Here is a 23,406-nt window from a genome sequence, read left to right on the forward strand (position 1 = left end):
GAGAAGGTTAACCCCTCTCGCCTTTTTAGTTTCATAAAGCAGTAGTTCTGTTAGTCGACTTTAAATGCATTGAACTCATTATAAAGTTTATCGAGAACATCATGATCGCTAATACTGCCTAAATCACTAATCCCTAACGCACCACTATCTACGCCTTTTAAGGTGATATTAGTTTGACTGCCTTGATCATCAGTAATAGATAAAACCGTCTGAGCATTACCGTCATCAATGTTAACTTCTATGTGCTGTAACATATCGTCAATGGTTGATGCTGATGTCACGCTATCTGGTAGTAAATCGGCTAAATCCAAAATGTCTGCTTCATTATTTGCAGCAACTCCATCAAGGGCAAAATCTTCAACTTGAGTTTCAGCTGGATTGATAAGATCTCCTGCAATTTCTTCAGCAAAATAAAAGACATCATTACCGCCACCACCGGTTAAAATATCATTTTGACCAGATGCATATAGGATATTGTCATCTTCATTACCAAAGCTATCTGAAACCACTAAATGTCCAGAGTTCGTTAATGAATTCAACTTTTCAGCATCCGTCATACCTGCGGTGGACTCTCCTGCTAGCTCATCAAGAGTAATACCATCAATAACAATGGTTTGTACTGTACCACCAGCTTCATTAATGTAAATTTCAGTGCTGCCATCTACCTCTGACACTTGAATTTGAGAAGCTAGCGTTGCTGAATCCCAAACAGAGGTAACATTAGCAATGTCACTTAAATCAACCTTATCGCTGTTAAGATCAAAGTCTTTTATTACATCTCTCGCAAAATCACCACCAATAGAGGCATTTGTCCAAGTAAACGTATCAGCAGTACCAACATCAGATAAGTCTAATGGATTACCAAATAACAATTCATCATTGGTCGTTCCGGTTAAAATATCTGAGCCACTAAATCCTTGAACGATAGTTGGCGCGGCAACAACTACGGTGATAACTTGTTGAGTGACTCCGCCTTTGCCATCAGATGCTTCTACGATAAACTCATCTGTTGTATCAGCTGCCAGCCCTAATGTACTGTCTTCAAGCAACATATATGTCCACAATCCAGCAGCATTAATACTTAGTGTTCCATAAGCTCCTGTTGCTGAAGATGTAGAAGCAAGCTGCCAGTTTATTGAATCATTTTCAGCATCGGTTGCTGTTAATTGACCACTGGCCGTTTCAACCACGCCCTCTTTCACGTCTGCAGTGCTTGTTCCTGCTATCACTGGGGAGTCATTTTCTCCAGAAATATCAATCGTTATAATTTGTTGAGTCACTTGCCCTGTTACATCAGTTACGTCTATAACAAGAGACTCTTGGGCACCATCAGCACCAATCGCTTGTGCAAGTGTATTATCTAGATCATATTCCCACTTACCTGTTGTTGCATTAACGATAAATGTTCCATACAAGGGGGTGGATGACGTTGAAACGGTATAGCCTATATCTGTTTCTTCTGGATCTAGATAAGTAATTGTACCTTCAGCATGCAGTTCACCATCTTCAACAACGGCTCCTGTTGTTTCTTGAGCAACCCCTGCATTGACGATTGGTTGATCATCATTACCTGAAAGACTCACTGTAATCTCTTGAGTTACCGTACCACCATTTCCATCAGCGATTTCTATCGTGAATTTTTCTGTCGCACCGGTAATTCCTAGAACTTGAGCTTTGTCGTTATCAAGTAAATAGGTCCACTCACCATTACCATCAACGGTTAAAGCACCGTATAAACCAGCAATATCACCTGGTGTTGTCGCTGTATTTGGGCCAGATATAACGGTGTAAGAAAAGCTGGTATCCGTTAAATCAATATCTGACACATCTAATTGACCAATAGCCGTTGCTGTGCCGTCTTCACTAACACTGCCAATGATGACACTTGATGCATCAATCGTTGGTGTATCATTTTCACCCGTAATATTGATAGTAATAACTTGTTGTATTGTTCCGCCAGTTTGATCTTTTACTTCGATGGTATACGTTTCTTGAGTACCTGTAGCGCCAACCTCTTGAGCCAAGGTATTATTTAATTCATACGTCCATACACCATTCGCATCTACAGTAAGAGTGCCATAAGGTGAAGTCGGTGGATTAATCACATTGTAATCAATAAGGTCACCTTCTGGATCCACAAAAGCAACCTGCCCAGTCGCTGTCAAGGTTCCATCTTCTACAACAGTGCCTTCCGTTACTTGAGTTATGTCTGTATTGATAATCGGATCATCATCTGTACCAGTAATCTCTACGGTAACATCCTGTTCGATTACTCCACCGTTACCATCATCGATTTGAATAGTGAACGTTTCAGTTATAACTTCATTACCGATGTTTTGAGCTTTATCGTTATCTAATACGTAAGTCCATTTACCATTGTCATCTACAGTAACGACACCATAGGCATTTGCTGGAGAAGTAATGACATCAAACTCAAATGTCGTATCAGTAATATCAATATCTGTAATATCTAATTGGCCTGATTTACTTAATGTTCCGTCTTCTGCGACATCCACCAAAATAATACTGGTATTAACGACTTCTGGATCATCATTTGTGCCATTTACAGTGAACGTAATATCTTGTGTACTGCTTAAACCATGTTCGTCTGTAACTTTAACGGTATAAGTTAAATCTAGCGATTCATCAACGCCAAGCTGTTGGATCTCTACCGCGGTATTATCAACAACTAATTTATAGTCACCATTTGGTTCAAAGGTAAGCGTGCCCAAAGTATCACCACTCAATACTTGCCATGAGTGTGTGTCCGATGTATCTGGATCGCCATTATCCCAGTTTCCTGTTGCTTCTATAGTGTTCGCACCTGTAACGCCACTGTCTTCTGTTAACTCTGGTGGTACGGTAACAACTAAATCAGGTGCGTCATTTTCACCATTAATAATGATGGTTATAGTCATATCAGTAGTAGCACCAAATTCATCCGTTGCTGTGATAGTAACGGTATCTGTCAGTGTTTCACCTTTAGATAAACTATTTACAGTAGGATCATTGCCATCTACGGTATACGTCCATTTCCCAGTTGCATCATTGACCGATACAACACCATAATTACCTTGAACTCCCGCAGTAACCGTAACATTATCTCCAACATCAACATCTGAAGTAACAAAATTACCTGTTGTTGTGCTGCCATCAGCTTCTTGAACAACGCCAGTATCCATACCTGATATTTTAGGATCGTCATTTGTTCCTGTGATATTTACCGTTACTTTTTGTTCTGTTTTTGCTCCATGGGAATCAACAGCAAATACAGTGAATACCTCTGAAACCACTTCACCTTCTTTTAATCCTTGAATATGAGCGGCATCGTTATCTAAGGTATAAGTCCAAACGCCATTAGTATCAACGGTAAAAGTACCGTAAGTACCTGTTAATGTTTTAGCGTCAAAAGTGACCGTATCGCCGTTTGGATCAGTTGCTATTAGTGAATTAGAATCAGTAATTGTTTCATCTTCTTTTAGCTCCATAATGATTTGATCATCTTGAGCTATTTCTGGTGGTAAGTTTGAACCATCAATAGTTACTGTCACAGTTTTTGTAGACGTTTCGCCTGCCGCATCTTCAACTGTCACTTCAAAAGTGTCAGTTAATGTTTCTCCGATACCTAACACTTTAACTGCATCAATACTTGTATCTAGTGTATATGTCCACTTGCCATTGATTAAAATAAGACGACCATAATCGCCTTGATTATCAGCTACAGACCAAGTGTGAGTATCTCCCGTATCCACATCACCATCATTAAGGTTTCCTGATATTTTACTATCTGAATCTATATTGGAGATAGTTCCATTCAACTGACCTGATATATCTGGCGCATCATTTGTGCCTGTAACCTCCACTTTGAAGATCATTTCTACCGGGTCGCCATTTTCATCCACAACCGTTTTACCAAACTTATCGACAACCGTAACACTAAAGGTATCCGTAACAAGCTCACCTTCATTTAGTTGCTGAACAGCTAACGAATCATTATCAAGAACGTAAGTCCAATTACCATTATTATCTAACGTTAAATGTCCATATGAACCATCGCCAGTAACAAGATTCCAAGTTAAATCTGGTGTTAAACCAGCAACATTATCTAATACCCCAGTTTGAGTTAGTGGACTACCATCTTCTTTAAATTCAATTTCTTTAATGATCTCAACAGCAGGCACATCATCCGCAACACCAATTACATTGATATTTATAGTCGAATCGGCACTAACCGCGCCTTTATCATCTTCAACAACAACGCGTACATACTCTTTCTCAATTTGATCTGGCGTTAAGGCTTGCACTATCGCACTGTCATTATCCAGTTTATAAGTCCAATCTCCAGTCGCTTGATCCAGTGTTAGCTCTCCATAAGTACCTTGGATTACTATATTTTCACCACTTGAGTCTAAAGCGCCAATCTTATTTCCGTCGACATCAACTAAATACCATGTATGACTATCGCATGTATCAGGATCAACGACTTCCAACTGACCAGAAACTTCAAGGATATCATCTTCAACAACCTCCCCTAGCTCACCCGTTGGTGTGTCAGCAACAATCACAGGAATATCATTAGAGCCTGTAATTGTGACATTAACTAAGACCTTTTCTGTTTTAGTTACAATAGTTCCATCAGGTTCAACACAACTAACTTGAACAGTAACAACCCACTTCTCTGTAACTTCTTGGCCTTCACATAATGAATCTACATACGATTTATCATCAGCAACGTTATAAACCCAATCACCATTGTTATCTACGGTTAATGAACCAAATAATCCACCATCAACCGAGGAGGTTCCATCGACACTGGTAATTTCACAGCCACTTGGAAGATCTATAGTTCCAGAACTACCACCACCAATTGGATTACCATCTCCATCAACACCTTCTTCTATTGAGTCGATATTTATTGTTTCATCGTATGAACCGCCACCGCCACCGCCTGGATCGGTGTTACCTTCAATCGTAATTGTTACGTCGAACGGTTCAGAGACTCCTCCATGTTTATCTGTTGCCGTAACTTGGAATATTTCAGTTCGAACGTCACCGAAATTCAATGCATTTGTATCTGGATCCGTATTATCTAATAAGTAAGTCCATTGGCCATTAGCATCAATAGTAAAAATACCGTAAACGCCACTACCATTACTAACCTGCCAGCTAACAACGTCATCACCTAAATCAATATCATCGGCAATCACATTTCCTGTTACTTTCGTAAATTGTCCATTAAACGCTTCACCAGCAGGTAAGAAATCCTGTGCATCTTCAATCACGGTTGCTGAATTATCACCTGATACCACAGGTAAATCATTAGTACCTGTAATGGTGAAATCTATCTGTTCACTCGTAAATCCACCGTTAGAATCATGGACAACAGCAGTGAACGTCTCAGAAATCTTTTCACCTTCATTTAATGATTGAATAGCTGCTGAATCTTTATTTATCTCATAACGCCATGAGCCATCAGCTGCTAAATAAAACGTACCATAGTTACCTACATAAGTTCGGTCTTCAAATGAAGTAGTATCACCTGCATCCACATCGCTAGCTACAAGCTGGCCAGTAACTGTATCAGGTGATAAATCTTCTATATATTCACCTGTTGTCCCACCAGTAATTTCAGGAAGATCATTAGTACCTTGAATAGTAATAACTACATCATCAGTTGATGCGATACCTTGTGAATCTGTTACTGTTACTGTAAATGTTTCGGTAAGAGTATCGTTAGGTCCAAGAGCTTGAATAGCCAATAATGAATTAGTTAAAGAGTAAGTCCATTTACCACTTGAATTCATGGTTAGCGAGCCATACTGACCAACACCATTATCAAGATTCCAACCATGAACATCGCCGATATCAGGATCAGATGTTTGCAATTGTCCTTCAATAACTGTTGTTTGGTCCTCAACTACCGTACCTGTCAGTGCACCACTTAATACTGGCGCATCATTCGTTCCCTCTATAGTAATTTTCACTTCAACTTCTGATACTTCACCAAATGAATCCGTAACTTTTACCATGATTGAATCGACAAGTTCTGCACCTTCTTTTAGGCCATTAACAGAACCATTACTGTTATTCAGTGCATAAGTCCAATTACCGTCTTGATCAATGTTAAATTGACCATATTGGCCTGCTGCACCAATAATTTCCCACTCGAGAACATCCGTTGAATCTAGATCGCCAGACTTCAGCTCTCCTGTGATTTCATTGTTTACAGCGTCTTCTTTAATTTCGCCAGTAGTATCACCAATAATGCCAGGAGAACTGTTGGTTCCTGCAATATCAATAATCACTTCAATCTGATTGGTGCCGCCATTTCCATCGTCCACTTGAACGACAAACTTATCTTGTACTATTTGACCAGATGCGATCCCAATCGTGGCTGGTTTTGAATTATCAAGTTCATATGTCCATTGACCAGTAGTTGAATCAATACTTAAGGCTCCATATACGCCTTCAGGAGTCATAATTGACCATGAATGAGTATCTAGATGATCAATATCAACGGCAGTTAAATCACCGGTTGCTATATCTTTACCGGTAGTCCCCTCAATGGTGCTGCCTGTTGTTGCGCCCGTAATTGATGGTTCATCATTGTCACCCACAATTGTGACAATGATGTCTTTTTGCGTACTTGCTCCGCTGCCATCCTTTACGGTAACCGTAAAGGTATCAGTAACTTCTTCACCTTCCGATAATTGTTGCACCGAATCTTTATTATTACTTAAGGTGTAAACCCATTTACCTGATGAATCGATTGAGAGAGTACCGTATGAACCAGTTTCAGAGCTCAATGCCCAAGTATGTGAATCTCCAATATCTGCATCATCAGGATCTAACTGCCCTTCAATTTCAGTAATTGCTGAATCTTCTTCAATTTTCCCTGTTAACTCACCAGATAATTCAGGGATATCATTGGTACCCTTAACTGTGACAGTAACTGTAACTGTATCAATGGCACCATATTGATCTTCAACTTGGATAATGTATTGCTCGGTCTCTTTTTGACCCGCAAGTAACCCTTGAGTTGACGCTAACGTGTTATCAATTGTATAGGTCCATTTCCCGTTCGCATTTAGTGATAATGAGCCATAATCGCCTTGTGCGTCGGTAAGTAATGTCCAAGTATGTGAATCTGTTAAATCGACATCACCATCTTTTAATTTACCCGAAACCGAAGCAGCATCATCCTCGGTAATGGTTCTAGTTGTACGTCCACCTATGATAGGAGCATCATTTGTACCTAAGACTTCAACCGTTATCATGATGGCATTCGTTCCACCATTCCCATCATTGACATTGATAGTAAATGTTTCAAATTCTTGTTGGTTTTCCGCTAAAGCTTGAGTGTCTAAATTCAATGGGTCTAATGCGTAAATCCAGTTCCCATCACTATCTACAGACATTGTTCCGTACTTACCAACACCGCCACCATCGACAAGCCAAGTGTGATCATCAGTAAAATCAACATCGACTGCAGTTAATGCACCTGTTGCTGTCGGTATAATATCTTCTACGGCTGTACCTGTTGTTCTACCTGTAATTTCAGGTTTATCATTAGTACCAATAATTGATACTTCAACGATATGTTGGGCATAACCATTATTTCCATCACCAACGACAACGACAAAACTTTCAACAACTGTTTCATCTTTTGCTAATAGCTGAGCTTCGTCATTTTTAAGAACATAAGTCCACTCACCCGTCGCGGCATCAATAGAAAAGCTGCCTAATTTCGATTCCGACGCACCAATAACAAACCAATTATGAGTATCAGAAATATCAACATCTTCCACGATTAAGGTATCTGAAATCGTTTGCACTCCATCCTCAATAACCGTTCCTGTGTCATGACTATCTACAACAGTAGGTAAATCGTTAGTTCCTTCTAGTGAAATAACAATTTCTTTTTGCGCGGTTCCACCTTGCCCATCATTAACGGTAACGATGAATTTATCTTCACCAGGTTCTCCCTCGGCAAGTTGTTGAGTTGCGTCTAACCCGTTATTGATGGTGTAAACCCATTTGCCATTTCCATCAACAGTAATCGAACCATAGGTACCACTCGCTGGCTGAACATCCCATGTATGAGTGTCGCTTAAATCAACGTCATCAACAATTAATTGGCCTTCAGTGGTTTCAATAGAATCTTCTTTCACCGAACCTGTTGATTGCCCTGATAATTCAGGTAAGTCATTGGTTCCGTTAATTGTGATCTCTATTGTTTCCGTAATTACGCCACCTGCGCCATCACTCAACTCTACGGTGTAGTATTCTTTTATTGGGTCATCGCCAGCACCAAGAGATTGCGCCGCATCATTATCTAAGGTGTATAACCAAACACCAGTAGCAGCATCAAGTGTAAACTTACCGTATGTACCCGTATCTGAACCAACAATATCCCAACCGAATGCACTTGTTGCATCTTCATCTGTTGCCGTTAATGTCCCTGTTGTGGTTAGTGCTATATCTTCAGTTACATCACCGACAGTATCGCCACCAATAACAGGTACTCCATTTGTACCTACGACAGTAATGACGATTTCAATCGTATCTGTTCCACCTTGATTATCATCAACCGTTACCGTGAACTTATCTTCTACACTTTGACCTTCAGTTAAGGCTTGAGTGGCAGGTAATGTATTATCTATGGTGTAAACCCATTTACCGGTTACAGGATCAATCGCAATCGATCCATAAGTACCGCTATTACTGTCTACACTCCAAGCGTGAACATCGATTAAATCAACATCATCGACGGTCAATTGACCTTCAGCTTCAGTTTGGGTAACCGTATCTTCTTTTACTAAGCCTATAGCTTGACCAGAAACCACAGGTTCATCATTAGTACCTGTGATTTCAATAGAAACAGTCTCTGTGGTTAAGCCACCTTGACCATCATCGACTTGAATTTGATATTCAACAGTATGAGTCTCACCATTCGCTAATGCTTGAACTTGTGCCGCAGTATTATTAAGAGTGTATTCCCATTTACCTGATCCATCGGGATTCGTTGTTATCGTAATTGAACCGTATGGATCAGTATTAGATGTAAGTAATGTCCATGTATGTGAGTCTAAAGTATCAACATCATCAGCAAACAGATCGCCACTTGCACTCAGAGTAGTCTCTTCGGTTACATCTCCAGAGATCACTGACGATCCTGCAACACTCGGAAGATCATTAGTGCCGGTTACTTCTACCGTAATAGTGTGTACTTCAGTTCCACCTTTACCATCATTGACCACAACTTCAAATGTCTCGGTTTTCACTTCACCTTGTGAGATCGCTTGAGTATCTGCTTTTGTATTATTAAGGGTGTATGTCCATTTACCCGTGCCGTCCACGGTCAATGCACCAAAGGTACCTGCACCATCAGTAACAGTCCATGCATGGGTATCTGTAATATCTGCATCGGTTGCTTCAAGTTGCCCTTCTGCAACGGCAACTGAATCTTCAACAACAGAGCCTGTGTCTGTGCCACTGATAGTTGGACCATCGTTTGAGCCTGTGACCGTAATGGTCACTTCTTGTAGATCGGTTCCACCATGATTGTCGGCAACCTCAACGACATAAATAATATCAAGAGTTTCACCCACGCCCAGAGCAATTACACTTGCTGAAGCACTGTTTAAATCAAACGTCCATTTACCACTACCATCAACAGAGAAAGCACCTAGATCTGCATTGGAATTAGATTGCACAGCCCACGTATGAGTATCTAGCCCATCGACATCATCGACCACCAAATCACCAGTAGTGCTTTCCATTACGCGATGCTCAACGGCACCTGCGATAACTGATGTGTTGGTGATTTCTGGAAGATCATTGGTGCCGGTGACATCAATAGTCACAACTTGTGCTGCTTGTGCACCACTATTATCGGTAACAATAACGGTAAATGTTTCAGTCTCTGTTTGGCCTTGTGATAATGATTGAGTTGCTGCTAAAGAATTATCTATGGTGTAGGTCCACTTACCATTCGCATCAACCGTAATTTCACCATAAGAACCAGAACTTGGAGCTTGTACTGACCATGTAGCTGTATCAGTTGTATCTAAATCAGCAGAAACTAATTCACCAAATGCTGTTTCTACGGTGTCTTCCACGACTGAACCCGTACTGGTACCACCAATAACAGGACCATTATTAGAACCAGTTACAGTAATCGTCACTTCTTTAGTATCAAGACCACCATTTTGGTCATCAACTTGAACCACGTAAATCACATCTAAGGTTTCGCCAGCACCTAACGCTAGGAAAACAGCTGCATTGGTATTTAAATCAAAATTCCATCGGCCATTTGAGTCAACCGTAAACGTACCTAACCCTGCATTGTCATTCGGCTCTACCGTCCATAGGTGACTATCTAATGCATCAATATCTTCTAAAACTAAATCACCAATTGCAGAAGCACTCACTTCTGCAACATCACCAGTGACAACTGACGAATCTGTAATTTCTGGGATATCATTGGTACCTGTAACTTCAACTGTTACCGTGTGTTTAATTATCCCGCCGTTACCGTCATCAGCCACAACCTCAAATGTCTCAGTTTTAATTTCATCTTTAGAAATAGCTTGAGTAACATCTAACGTATTGTTTAAGGTGTATGTCCACTTACCTGCGCTGTCTACCGCTAAAGAACCAAACGCTCCTGCACCATCAGTAACTGACCATGATACTGAATCATTTTCATCTGCATCTGTTGCGATAAGTTCCCCTGACACACTTGCCAATACGTCTTCAACAACAGAACCAGTGTCTGACCCACTAATTACAGGCCCGTCATTTGAGCCAGTAATCGTAATCGTAACGTCTTGAAAATCTGTAGCGCCATTATTATCCGTGACTTCAACTCGATATACGATATCAAGCGTTTCCCCTATGCCGAGTCCAATAACCGCTGTTGACATTGAATTAAGAGCAAACGTCCATTTACCAAAAGTATCAACAGAAAAGCTACCTAATTCACTGTTTGAGTTTGGTTGAACCGCCCATGTATGAGTATCCAGAGTATCTACGTCTTCAAAAACCAGATCGCCCGTCGCACTTTCTGTCCCTCGATGCTCTACAGCTCCTGAAATAACAGAGGTATCAGTAATTTCAGGGTTATCATTGGTACCAGTTACATCAATAGTAATAGTGTGCGTGACTTGTCCTCCATTACCATCATCAGCGACAACTTCAAATGTTTCAATTTGAGTTTCACCAAATGATAATGATTGAGTAGAAGATAAATTATTATCAATGCTATAAGTCCACTTACCTGTACTATCAATAGCAAGCGTACCGTACGCACCTAGATTGGGAGCTGTGACCGACCATGATACAGAGTCGCCTTCATCAGCATCAATAGCTGTTAATTGCCCGTCAGCAGAATCAATTAGATCTTCAACAACGCGACCTGTACTTGTACCACTAATCACAGGCTCATCATTAGTACCATTAATCGTAATAACCACTTCTTGTTGAGCAATACCACCATTACCGTCATCAACTTGAATGGTAAATGTTTCAGTAACCTTATCGCCGACACCAAGCGCTTGAGTCTCATCACGAGAATTATCTAGCGCATATTCCCACACACCATTATTGACCGTTAAGACGCCATACTCACCATTCCCACCGTCATCAACTGTCCAAGAATGAGTATCTAATGTATCTACATCAGCAACGGTTAATGTTTCGCTAACTGTTGGATCTGCATCATCAACATCCCCTTCCGTTAACTCACCTATAGAAATTCCAGAGATAATAGGATCATCATTAGTACCAACAATGGTTACTGTGACTTGTTGAGTTGATGTTAGGTTTCCACCAGCAGATACCGACACTTCAAATACATCAGTAATTATCTGACCATTAGCTAAAGACTGAACAGACAATGCACTATTATTTAGCGTGTATTCCCATTGACCTGTTGTTGGATTTAGAGAAAGCGTACCAAATTCACTTGTCGGGCTACCTGTGATTGACCAAGTATAAGAAAGGTTACTTTGAGGGTTCGTGACTGCAAGTTGACCAGAAGATTCTAAAACTTCATCTTCTTTTGTTATCCCTTCATTATTAGGAGTAATAATAGGGGTTGCGGGAGGATTACTCGCATCGCCGCCACTTAAATTATCAATGTACTCTTGATTATCATAAGAAAAGGCATTTGAAGTGGTAAAATTGGTTGTTGCGATATCTGAATAATAGCCATATTCAATAACAACAAAGCCATTGTTTGCAGAACCACCACCTTCGCCAGCTGCAGCTGCTTCTAAAATTTCAGTCGGATCTTCCCCTGCTAAAATTGCAGCCTGAATTGCGGCAATATCTAAACCATCTGTAGATTGTGTAGGATCGAATTCAACCTTCCCATCAATGGGTTGTATTTGAAGAGGATCTTCAGGTTTCGTTTCATCGAGACAGCTGATACAGTTTTTGTCAATCGTGACCAATTTACCGTGAATTTGCACAATAACTTTCGCCTCATAATCAGTAAACAAGACCGAATCTTGCTCAAGGTTTTGTCCAACATTAACTTTTGTTGGGACCCCTGATTTATTTAACGAATAAGCATTGCCTTCAATCGTTTTGATTTCTACTTGGGAAGGAATGATCGTCTCTTTCATGTAACCACCTAAAATCCATTTAACTGCATCAACAAATTAATATTCACTTTAGTTCCTTAATCATAGGATACTAATTCTTAAAAGCGCAAAGCCATTATGGTTAATTTGTTGTTATAAATTTATTAATTGATAGTTTTATAACATAGTTTTTGCCAAATTTAAGTATCAAAAATCTCATAATCCTTTATTATTTGTCATGTTTATTTTAATCGAGACATCATCATGAGCAAATTAACGTCAGATACTCAAGCAAACCTAGATCTTTTCATTGCAGAAACGAAAGAAACTCAGCTAGTTTGGAGTCTTTATAACGAAGAAGGTTGGATTTCTGTTGAGTCTACTGAATTCGAAAACTCTGAAGTAATGCCGTTCTGGTCTAATAAAGAAGATGCAGCATTTCACAACGTTGAAGAGTGGGCTGATTTCGAAGTAACAGAAATTCCACTAGATATCTTCGCTGAAGATTGGTTAGTTACTTTATCTGAAGATGGTGTTTTAGTTGGTACAAACTGGAACCAGCAACTTGAAGGTAAAGAAGTAGAAGCAAGCGATCTTGCAAAACTTTATCTATAAGATTTCATTTTAAATAATATTAAGGGCTGTAATTATTACAGCCCTTTTTTGTATTTGCTAATTACATTGCCGCTTGTTCTTTCTCTTTTGCTTTATGGTGTGCTTTTTCACCGATGAAAGCATAAAGCAAACATATAATAGACAGAACACAAGAAGCTACTAAAATCATGAAGCCACCATCCCAACCAAAATGGTCAACGGTATACCCTAAGATAATGTTTGCCGTTACCGCCCCACCAAGGTAACCAAATAACCCGGTTAAGCCTGCTGCAGTACCTGCTGCTTTTTTAGGAACAAGCTCAAGTGCATAAAGACCAATAAGCATAACAGGGCCATAAATCAAGAAACCAATAGCCACCAAAGCAATCATATCAATTGTTGGATTACCTGCTGGGTTAAACCAATAAACCAACACCGCAATAGTCACAAGAGCCATGAATAAAATACCAGCAGGAGCACGACGTCCTTTAAATACTTTATCTGAGATCCAACCACACAATAACGTCCCAGGAATACCGGCCCATTCATATAAGAAATACGCCCACGATGACTTATCCACCGTGAAGTCTTTTGCTTCTTTTAAATACACTGGAGCCCAATCAAGAACACCGTAACGAATTAGGTATACAAAGGCATTCGCAATCGCAATCGACCAAAGTAACTTATTATTAAATACGTACTTAAAGAAGATTTCTTTTGCCGTCATCTCTGTTTCATGAGACTTATTATAATCATCTGGGTAATCATTTTTGTACTCTTCAATCGCAGGAAGACCACAAGATTGAGGAGTATCGCGCAGAGTCATCCACACAAATACAGCAACTAACGTGGCAAAAATTGCAGGAACATAAAATGCTGAGCGCCAATCATCGTTAAAAGCCCAAAGACCTAATAAGAAAAGAGGGCCAATCAAACCGCCCCCCACATTATGTGCAACGTTCCATACCGAAACTAGCTCACCACGCTCTTTACGTGACCACCAATGCACCATCGTTCGACCACAAGCTGGCCAACCCATGCCTTGGAACCAACCGTTTAAGAACAATAATATAAACATTGCTGTAATACTGTTTGTTGCCCATGGCATAAAGCCAAAGCAAAACATAACGCCCGCAGACATTAACAAACCAGCACTTAAAAAATAGCGCGGATTCGAACGGTCAGACACACTGCCCATTAAGAACTTTGAAAGACCATAAGCAATAGATACCGCAGCTAATGCAACGCCTAAATCACCACGACTGAAACCTTGATCGATTAAATATGGCATTGCCAAGCTAAAGTTCTTTCGAACAAGATAGTAACCAGCATAACCAACAAAAATACTGATAAACAATTGCCAACGTAAACGCGTATAAGTGCCATCTATCTGATTAGATGCGAGGCGTGTTATATGCGCTTGGGGTTTAAATATACCAAACATAGTTAACTCCATTATTATTTTGCGATGGTATCAATAAAGCTCGAACGAGAAGCAAAAAAGCTTCGTTCGAAAGCGAGTGCATTGTGCTTTTCTAAGAGAGATAATTCTGTGATCAGTTTGGCAAGTTAATAAATTGTAGTTATTTATATAAAATACGAACCCTTGATAACGTAATTAAATGATATTGCTGTAATACATAAATAAAGCTTTAGAAAGTAGTTGCGATGTTCGTTCATACTTTATAAATATTAAGAAGTATACAAAAGAAACACGATATTATTCACAACACCTTCATTTTATAGGGCATAGAATAAGTTTTTTTGTATTACAGTTGGAATCATCATGAAGCGCACATTCTTAACTCTTTCTTTAGCTGTTATCCTTTCTGGATCTCTCTATTCAACACCAACCATTGCAGCACTGGATGCTATTCAACCACAAGTAAACTACACAGAAATGACTTCTCAGCGTCAGGTAGTTGACCAATTACTTAATGATGCTTATCAGGTATTCAAAAATCCATCACGCATCTCTCATGCAGGCTTTACGGCGAAAATGCCAAGTAACATGGAGATGATCACTAACAACTTACTTGATGCTTATAAACTTGAACCTTATCGCGTTGATTTACTGTTTTCAGCAGCCAATGCTCAGATCTATAACAGCAATGTAGACCGAGCAATTGAGTTATTCACTCAAATTTTAGACGTTGCTCCTGATGATGTAGATGCACACTCATACCTTGTTATTTGGCAAAACTTTAAAGACAACAAAAGCGAAGTAACCAAACATTTAAACGCTCTAGAGCAATTAAACAAAGGTCGTGTGGCTGATTTGAAAAAGATCATGTCGACTATTGATAGAATTATTGAAACACCATTAAGCAATACAATCAAAAAACCAGTCAAAGGCAACAATGCAATTATCACTTTAGGTTATGCCCTAAACCCAGATGGCAGCATGAATCAAATCTTAATTGATCGACTTAATGCAACATTGACGATGGCGAAACAGAATCCTAACACTTACATCGTAGTGACTGGCGGCGTACCTAAAAATCACAAAACCGAAGGTAAGTTAATGGCCGATTGGTTAGTGAAAAATGGGATTGAAAAATCTCGTATTATTGAAGATAACTACGCCAGAAGTACGGTAGAAAATGCCTTATACAGCAGCTATGCATTAGCTCGACATGATATTGACCACGCTACCATTATTAGTTCAGCAAGCCATGTTCGCCGTGGACAAACATTATTTGAAGTGGCTAGCTGGCAGACTGGCCCTAAAGGGATCACGTTTGATACGTATGCCGCTAACGATCGTCCATTAGAAGAATTGAAAGTCCCAACAGGCGGTGAATTATTAGGTATTTACCGTGATGCATTACGTGTTTATGGTATGTGGAGTTACCGCTCGTATCCTTTAGAGCAGCGTTAATTTCATTTACTTTCTATATTATAAATAAACAAAAGGTGACCAATCAATACGGTCACCTTTTTAGTTTATAGTGAAATTAGTTCAGTGCTTTAGCTATTACCATATCACGGTGAATTCGTGCTTTTTCTGCTTCTGTCGTTGCCGTTTTTAGCTCTTGTTTAAGCTTAGCGAGATAAGTAGTTAATTCTTCTTCCGTTGAAAAGATCTTATCTTTCACATTAATAGACTCAACATTGGTATAACGGCCATCATCACTGGTTGGGACATTAATTTTCCCGCTGTTCACTAAGTCTTTTATAATTTCACGTTCTTTTTCATAACCATCAAGACCACTTAGTGCCCAGCGACTCATTGGTTTACCTTCGTATTTCCCATTTTTAACTTCATTTAAGTATCGAATGGTTAAATTACGAATCGTCCCTTCATCCTCACCAAATTCTTCTTCTGTATCAAACAATACAGGGAAAGTTCGTCCTTCAAGTACCCCACCGGTTTTGGTTAAATGTCCCATGCGGTAGCTATTCATCCCAATGCGAATTGGAGTCGTGTTTGTTATTGCTTTGCCATCAGAAAATTTAAGATCGGCAATACGCTCTCCCGCAGGCTTGGTTAAATCAATGGTATAAGTTACCCCGGCAAAGAAGTCATTGGTTGAATATTTTGATGAGCGACGATCAAGATTGAAACTGTAAGTCACATCCCCTTCTTTTACACTATTGAAATAACCTGCCGACCATTCCATGTAAGTTTTAAGCTCTTTGCCCGTCATATCATAAACAGTAATTTCACCGCCTGCGTACTGATAATTATAGGCAATGTCTTTAGCTTTAATTTTACCTACATCGAGTTCTGCCATGTCGTTATCAATTTGCAGAGCAATCACGTTTGCCAATGGTGCGTAATGCATACTCGCTTCTTGGAAAAGAGCACTGATCCCCGTATCTTGGATATGAACTTGTGGTATACCTATGATTTCATTCTCTGGTACTAAATCAACACCAAGTAGTTCAGCCACCACACGGTTTGCATTCTCACGCAAACGCTTATGATAAGGTGCATATAATTCTTCCATTTTCTCGTCTGACTCAACACCTTTTATCTTGTAGGTGAAGCTATCTTTATTAACGAGAGTAAACTGTCCATTCTTCTCTTCAAATTGTAAGTCGATACGAGAAAGTGCACGTCCATATTTATCTGGCTCGGTAATAATCACACCATTTACTGTCGCTTTATCAATGCGAGTATGCATATGACCTGCAACAATCGCGTCAATTTCTGGGTTATCATTCGCGATGTCAGTAACACCTGTGGCTTCAATGTTATTCTCATTATCAAGCCCCATATGAGCAACTAATACAATCGCATCTACTTTATCGTCTATCTGTTTGATGACTTTTTTCACTTCAAGGGATGGATTAGTAAACGTCATTCCCTCTAAGCGATTTGTACCTGCAGCAAATACTTGAGTCATTGGTGTATCCATACCAATCATACCGATTTTAATGCCGTTTTTTTCAATGATTTTATAGGCTGGTAAAAATGGGTTGCCGTCTTCTCGCTTGATATTTCCTGCTAATGATGTGCCTTTAAATTGAGTTAATGAGCGATTAAGTACATCTAATCCAAAATCAAATTCATGGTTTCCTAAAACCCAAATATCATACTTCATTTCATTAAAACCAAGCATCATTGGATCAGTCGGTTCATCTTTAAAGGTTTCAACAAAGTTACCTTGAATAGTATCTCCAGCATCAACTAAAATGACATTTTCTTGCTGATCTCGAATTGTTTTTACTTTTGTCGCTATCTGACTCAAGCTGCCTTTCATATTGAGTTTATCGCTCGCATAATCCCAAGGCATGAAATGTCCATGAATGTCAGATGTACCAAGAATAGTAACATCAACGATATCGCCATCTGCCGCAATGGCATAACCACTTAATGAAAGTAAAATTGCAGACGCCAGTATGTGTTTTTTCATAATTATCATTATCTTATTTGTAAGGTGGTAAAGAAGCATAAAGGCATCTCCTACTTTATAAATAATGCATGATCACATTTTTATGTAACGATGACTTTAGATTACAAGATTTATGATGAATGGCACATCATCAACAAAAAAACCGCCAAATTAAAAATCTGACGGCTTTTTTGTTGATGATTTTAGATTTAGACTACTTTCTAATTCTCAATCAGCCACACTTCTTCTGCAAAGCGTGATAATCCTTTTTTAATCTTAGGATGTTCAGCATCTGCTTCATCACGCTGCAAGCGAGTAACTGTCATACCAGAAAATAGTGAACGAACTTCCTCTTCTGGCACAGAGAATGGAGGCCCTGCCATTTCAGGTTGGTCATAATCTAACGTTACCAATAAGATGCGTCCGCCCTCTTTTAAGCGAGAACGTAATACTTGTACATATTCTTCACGCACCTCTTTCGGTAGAGCGACTAATGCTGCACGATCATAAATCAAGTCAGTGGCTTCAATTGGTGCGGTAAAATAATCACCAGAATAAATAGTCAACTCATCAAACTCGTATAACTCAAGAGTGCTAGTTAGTGCAGTAACCGTTGGTGTATATAAGCGCTCAGCAAAAAAAGCACGTACGGCTATTTTACTTAGCTCAACACCTGTGACTGAATTATGTTTTTCAGCAAGCCAGTCTAAATCCATCGACTTACCACATAAAGGAACAAATACCGTATCATTACGTTGCGGCTTTAACGCTGACCAATATTGAGTCAAAATTGGATTTGTATCAGGTAGGTGAAAACCAATAACATTGCTTGCCCACTTACTTTCCCAGAATTCATGTTCCATTTACTTTTCCTTCCACTCACTTTTTATTATTTAGAAATGGTACCTCATCCCCCTATTCTGTTCTACAAATACTCAATTTATCCCCTTATTGCTTTAACCATAACCAAAAAATCAATATATATTCCATTTGGTTATATATGATAACTTTTATCACTTATCTTACCGACAGGCTTACCGTTATTATGCCTTTAAATACAAAGAGCTTGTTTCAAATCGACACATAACGAGCGCACTAAATAAACAGGAAAAGCAGTATGTCATTAGCCGTTATCATCAATTTGATCGTCTTTATCGGTCTTATCTTCTTTCTTAATACCCAACAGCGCAAAGAATATACGCTGTCTCGCCTTGTTCTTATCGGCTTAATTGCTGGTAGTCTTTATGGTTTAGGTCTTCATGTAATTCATGGCGAAGGCAGTACTGTAATCAAGACAACACTTGATTGGATCAATATTGTGGGTAGCGGTTATGTTGGATTACTAAAAATGGTTATCATGCCATTAGTATTAGTTTCTATGTTTTCTGCGGTTGTTAAACTCGATAAATCAGGTTCACTAGGTAAAATCAGTGGCGTAACTATCAGTGTTTTATTAATAACGACGATGATCTCTGCACTTATTGGTATAGGTGTAACACAGATGTTTGGACTTTCTGCTGAAGGTTTAACTGAAGGTGCTCGTGAAACAGCTCGTGTTGCCGTATTAGAGTCTCGCATTGGCAGTGTTAGTGATTTAACTATCCCTCAAATGTTAGTCAGCTTTATTCCTACTAACCCATTTGCTGATTTAACCGGAACTCGCTCAACCTCTATTATTGCGGTTGTAATCTTCGCTATCCTTGCTGGTATCGCAGCTCGTAAAGTCAGCCAAGAGAAAGAAGAGTTAGCAGGCCCAATTAATACTTTTGTTGATGTAGCCCAATCAATTGTAATGCGTTTGGTTAAGATGATCATGGCTTTAACCCCTTACGGTATCTTAGCGCTATTAACTAAAGTTGTTGCTACATCCAATGCTGCCGATATTTTAAATCTCCTTGGATTTATTGTTGCTTCTTATGTCGCAATTCTTCTGATGTTTGTAGTTCACGGTTTATTGGTTTCATTTGTTGGTGTAAACCCTGTTAATTACTTCAAGAAAATTTGGCCTGTATTGACGTTTGCATTCAGCTCTCGTAGCTCAGCAGCAACAATCCCACTAAACGTTGAAGCTCAAATTACTAAGCTACGTGTTCCACCGGCGATTGCGAATTTATCAGCTACATTTGGTGCCACTATTGGTCAAAATGGATGTGCGGGTATCTACCCTGCAATGGGATTGCCTGTCACAATTGCAGCTCTACTTATTTCTATCGAACCTCTTATTGATATGGCTCGTACTGCTCTTAACGTAAGTGGTGCAATGACAGCGGGTACAATTACAAGCCGAGTTCTTGGTGAAAAAAGTACTGATGAACAAGTAGAAAGTGCACAAGCGTAATCTTCTATCAGTAATTAACTACTTATAAAACAAAAAGGAAGTCATTTGGCTTCCTTTTTTTGATTCATAAAACTGACATATCTCTGTAACCCTAACGTCATTCGTCTTATTTACTATCTAACACATAATTTCTTGTTCTATTTGTGTAGGTTATAGATGAAACCCTTTCAGAAATCCCCCATTTCATTGCTTCACGTCTTCACCCTATTATTAACCAGCATTGTTATCTGTTTTATCCTTCTCTCTTTAATTAGCAGCCGAGGAATTGATCGAGTTGGCCAGCAATTCTCTCAACTCAGCCAAACGATGTTGCCCTCTGCTTTATCCAATGCGGAACTAACAAAAAATGTACTTCAACAAGTAAAATTCATGAATGACGGCTTGCATGCTAAAAACTCAAATGATTTAACTAACATCCAAAATGTTATTACCGAGCTTCATCAACAATCAATAGCAGAAATTCGTCAATTACAACAACGTTCATTAAATCAAAATGGGGAGTTAACGATAAATCAAATTCATCAATTAAAAGCGCATATACAAGCATTAAACATGCAATCATCACGTATCTTATCCATTCAAAAAAACACGCTTTTACTCTCTTCAAAAATCAAAGAAAAGACCCCTTCCCTGCGTTATGGATTAAGTTCTATTGGACCTGAAATGAATCGTATCAGTGCATTCCTTATTAGTGATAATGCTAACGCTGATGATGCATCAAACCGCTTTGTATCTAGTGCTATGGCATTAGAGACTACCTTCTTAACCTTAATAGCAGAAGATAACATAATGACTGCTCAAAAATGGTATCGTGAAATTTACAATCGAATAGCGGCATTAGAGTTAGCTTATGATGATTTATCAATCGAGTATCCAGATCTTAATACCTACATGAGTCTAAGTGCCCCATTAGAGATCGTGATGGATGAGATGCGTCAAGATGATTCAATTCCTAATCAACGACTTACTTTTTTGTCATTAGTAAAAGAACAAAAAGAGTTAATCTCTGCGGCTTCAGAGACTTCCTTTCTTGCAACGACCCTACTTAGTAAAATCGCTCTTTCAATGGAGAAATCGTTAGCCCAACGAACTGAGCTCGTCGACAATTCTATTGATGTTTTTAAGAAGATAATTTTAATCAGCAGTTGCTTTTTAATCATTACTCTTTGGATAGCAGCTACTTGGATCCGCTCATGGATGTCAGTTGGATTAAAAAATATTACCCATCATTTAAAACAGCTTTCAGACCATAATTATAAACACAAGGTTCCCGAGGTAGGTCCTGCAGAAATGCAAATAATCGCTAAAAATTTGAACAAAGTGATTACCTCTACCACACACTCTATCGTTAATATCTCAAACAATTGTGATGTCCTGTATCAAACCTCTGAAATCACGAGTAGTGTTTCCAATGATATTGAAGCAGGGCTAACACAACAAAATGAAGCATTACTCTCAATGGCTTCTATTGTCGGTCAATTAGATTTATCTATTAGTGAAATTGCCCAGTTAACCCAAGAATCTCATCAGGAAACTTATAATGCGACTCAAGCGGCTACTAATGGCGTAACCGTGATTGGCAGTAATAACAGCCGATTAACTCAATTAAATGAGGCGTTAAGTAAAAACGTAATAGCGATGGAAACACTAGATCGTGAAGTCGATAAAATACAATCAATGGTTGGTGTAATTGCAAGCTTGGCAGATAACACTAATCTACTGGCATTAAATGCGGCAATAGAAGCGGCTCGTGCAGGAGAGCAAGGCCGAGGATTTGCAGTCGTTGCTGACGAAGTAAGACAGTTAGCTGGCAGTACTTCAGCCCAAACCCGTAATATTAGAGAAACAATGACTGCATTATTGGATGCTGCAAACGAGGCAAAGTCGTCCATCGCTGTTAGCCAGACTGAAATGTCACTTGCTCTAGCGTCAAGTATGGACGTCAGCAAAACCTTTGAGCATATATCAGACGCTGTCACCCTAGTCAGTGACCGGATTTCCCAAGTCTCTGTCGCGGCTGAAGAGCAAGCTCAAGCGGCTACAGAGGTAAGCAACAATATTGGTCACATAAACAGACAAGGTGAGGAGATGGAATTACAGCTTAGTGCATTTGTCGAGTCAACCGAAGAGGTTGCAGGAATCGCGTCACAACAGAAAGAATTAATACAAAACTATCGTTTTTAACACTAATCATTACATTAGAAAAACTAATCTTATAAAACAATTTTACTTGCTAGAAATAATATAATTTAACTCTATAATGCGCGCCATACGGAGACGAATAACTCGCCCAATTAATATAAAAGATAACGTTATGGCTAGAAACATACTAACTAAAATTGCAACCGCTTATCAACGTTCATTTGTTGAACTATATAAGCGCGATAATAAATAATCTCTTATAAAGAGATACGAAAAAGGAGCTAACTTAGCTCCTTTTTTATTATCTGGAATAAATATTTCTACAATATTTTCAATGCTAACTGCGCAAGGTTGTAAGCATCAACATAGCCTGAATGCTGTCTACCTTCCCATTCGATATCTAGCTCTTCCATCGCTTTTCGTTGACCCATTCGTTCATTTTTCTTACGTGATTTAATGCGATAAATCGTCGCTAAATTCAAAAACTCACTAAATGGAATATCAATACCTTTCGCTCTACACTCTGCGTCAAGTATCTGCTCGTCATGTCCCCATGCTGCATATATTTTATTCGTTCCGCCGAAGTTCTTAATCATAGACTTCAATACATCAACTAATGGGCGGCCTTGCTTTTCTATTTTTCGAGGAGAGATCCCTGTCAGCTCAACACAAAACTTTGAAATTTCATCGTGTTCAGGCTTAACATAATATTGTGCACGCTTAACGACTTCACCTTTAGTCAAGTCGATCTCAGCTAACCCCACTTCAATAATCTCCCCTGTTGTTCCTTTGCCATCGACATTCCAACAGCACATTTCTAAATCAAAACAGACGATACGATTAAAGTTCATGGAGATCCTTGGTACTCAAACAAAACAGGAGCGCTATTCTACCTAAACAA

The 23,406-nt window shown here is 39.2% G+C and carries 9 protein-coding genes; 4 read left to right on the forward strand and 5 right to left on the reverse strand.

The features are described from left to right. Positions 1 to 50 precede the first annotated feature (50 nt). Positions 51 to 12,632 carry a retention module-containing protein gene (locus ED622_RS05790; RefSeq protein WP_122032998.1) on the reverse strand — a complete coding sequence of 4,194 codons (12,582 nt, stop codon included), beginning with the start codon at positions 12,630 to 12,632 and terminating at the stop codon, positions 51 to 53. A 222-nt stretch (positions 12,633 to 12,854) separates the two neighbouring features. Here ED622_RS05790 and ED622_RS05795 point away from each other — a divergent pair, with 222 nt between their 5' ends. Then, on the forward strand, positions 12,855 to 13,205 hold the full coding sequence (locus ED622_RS05795; protein WP_122032999.1) for a DUF2750 domain-containing protein: 351 nt from the start codon (positions 12,855 to 12,857) through the stop codon (positions 13,203 to 13,205). Positions 13,206 to 13,266: 61 nt separating this feature from the next. On the opposite strand, the gene glpT is transcribed toward ED622_RS05795, so the two are convergent. Beyond that, complete coding sequence (gene glpT, locus ED622_RS05800) at positions 13,267 to 14,628, reverse strand: glycerol-3-phosphate transporter (RefSeq protein WP_122033000.1); 1,362 nt, start codon at positions 14,626 to 14,628, stop codon at positions 13,267 to 13,269. A gap of 342 nt (positions 14,629 to 14,970) precedes the next feature. Between glpT and ED622_RS05805 the strand changes: the two genes are divergently transcribed. Beyond that, positions 14,971 to 16,065, forward strand: coding sequence for a YdcF family protein (locus tag ED622_RS05805; protein WP_122033001.1), 1,095 nt, complete (start codon positions 14,971 to 14,973; stop codon positions 16,063 to 16,065). Between the two features lie 76 nt (positions 16,066 to 16,141). Here the strand turns inward: ED622_RS05805 and ED622_RS05810 are convergent, their stop codons facing one another. Further along, a complete protein-coding gene (locus tag ED622_RS05810; RefSeq protein WP_122033184.1) occupies positions 16,142 to 18,046 on the reverse strand; it encodes a bifunctional UDP-sugar hydrolase/5'-nucleotidase in 1,905 nt (634 codons plus the stop codon). A gap of 200 nt (positions 18,047 to 18,246) precedes the next feature. Further along, positions 18,247 to 18,888 (reverse strand): thiopurine S-methyltransferase, encoded by a 642-nt coding sequence (locus ED622_RS05815; RefSeq protein ID WP_122033002.1) that lies wholly within the window; start codon positions 18,886 to 18,888, stop codon positions 18,247 to 18,249. A gap of 254 nt (positions 18,889 to 19,142) precedes the next feature. Here ED622_RS05815 and ED622_RS05820 point away from each other — a divergent pair, with 254 nt between their 5' ends. Beyond that, positions 19,143 to 20,363 (forward strand): L-cystine transporter, encoded by a 1,221-nt coding sequence (locus tag ED622_RS05820; RefSeq protein ID WP_122033003.1) that lies wholly within the window; start codon positions 19,143 to 19,145, stop codon positions 20,361 to 20,363. A 156-nt stretch (positions 20,364 to 20,519) separates the two neighbouring features. After that, a complete protein-coding gene (locus ED622_RS05825; RefSeq protein WP_122033004.1) occupies positions 20,520 to 22,547 on the forward strand; it encodes a methyl-accepting chemotaxis protein in 2,028 nt (675 codons plus the stop codon). 278 nt (positions 22,548 to 22,825) lie between these two features. Here the strand turns inward: ED622_RS05825 and ED622_RS05830 are convergent, their stop codons facing one another. Beyond that, a complete protein-coding gene (locus ED622_RS05830) occupies positions 22,826 to 23,356 on the reverse strand; it encodes a 3'-5' exonuclease (protein WP_122033005.1) in 531 nt (176 codons plus the stop codon). Between the last annotated feature and the right edge of the window lie 50 nt (positions 23,357 to 23,406).

The sequence above is a fragment of the Aliivibrio sp. EL58 genome (assembly GCF_900312675.1).
In the GTDB taxonomy this organism is placed as follows: Bacteria; Pseudomonadota; Gammaproteobacteria; order Enterobacterales; family Vibrionaceae; genus Aliivibrio.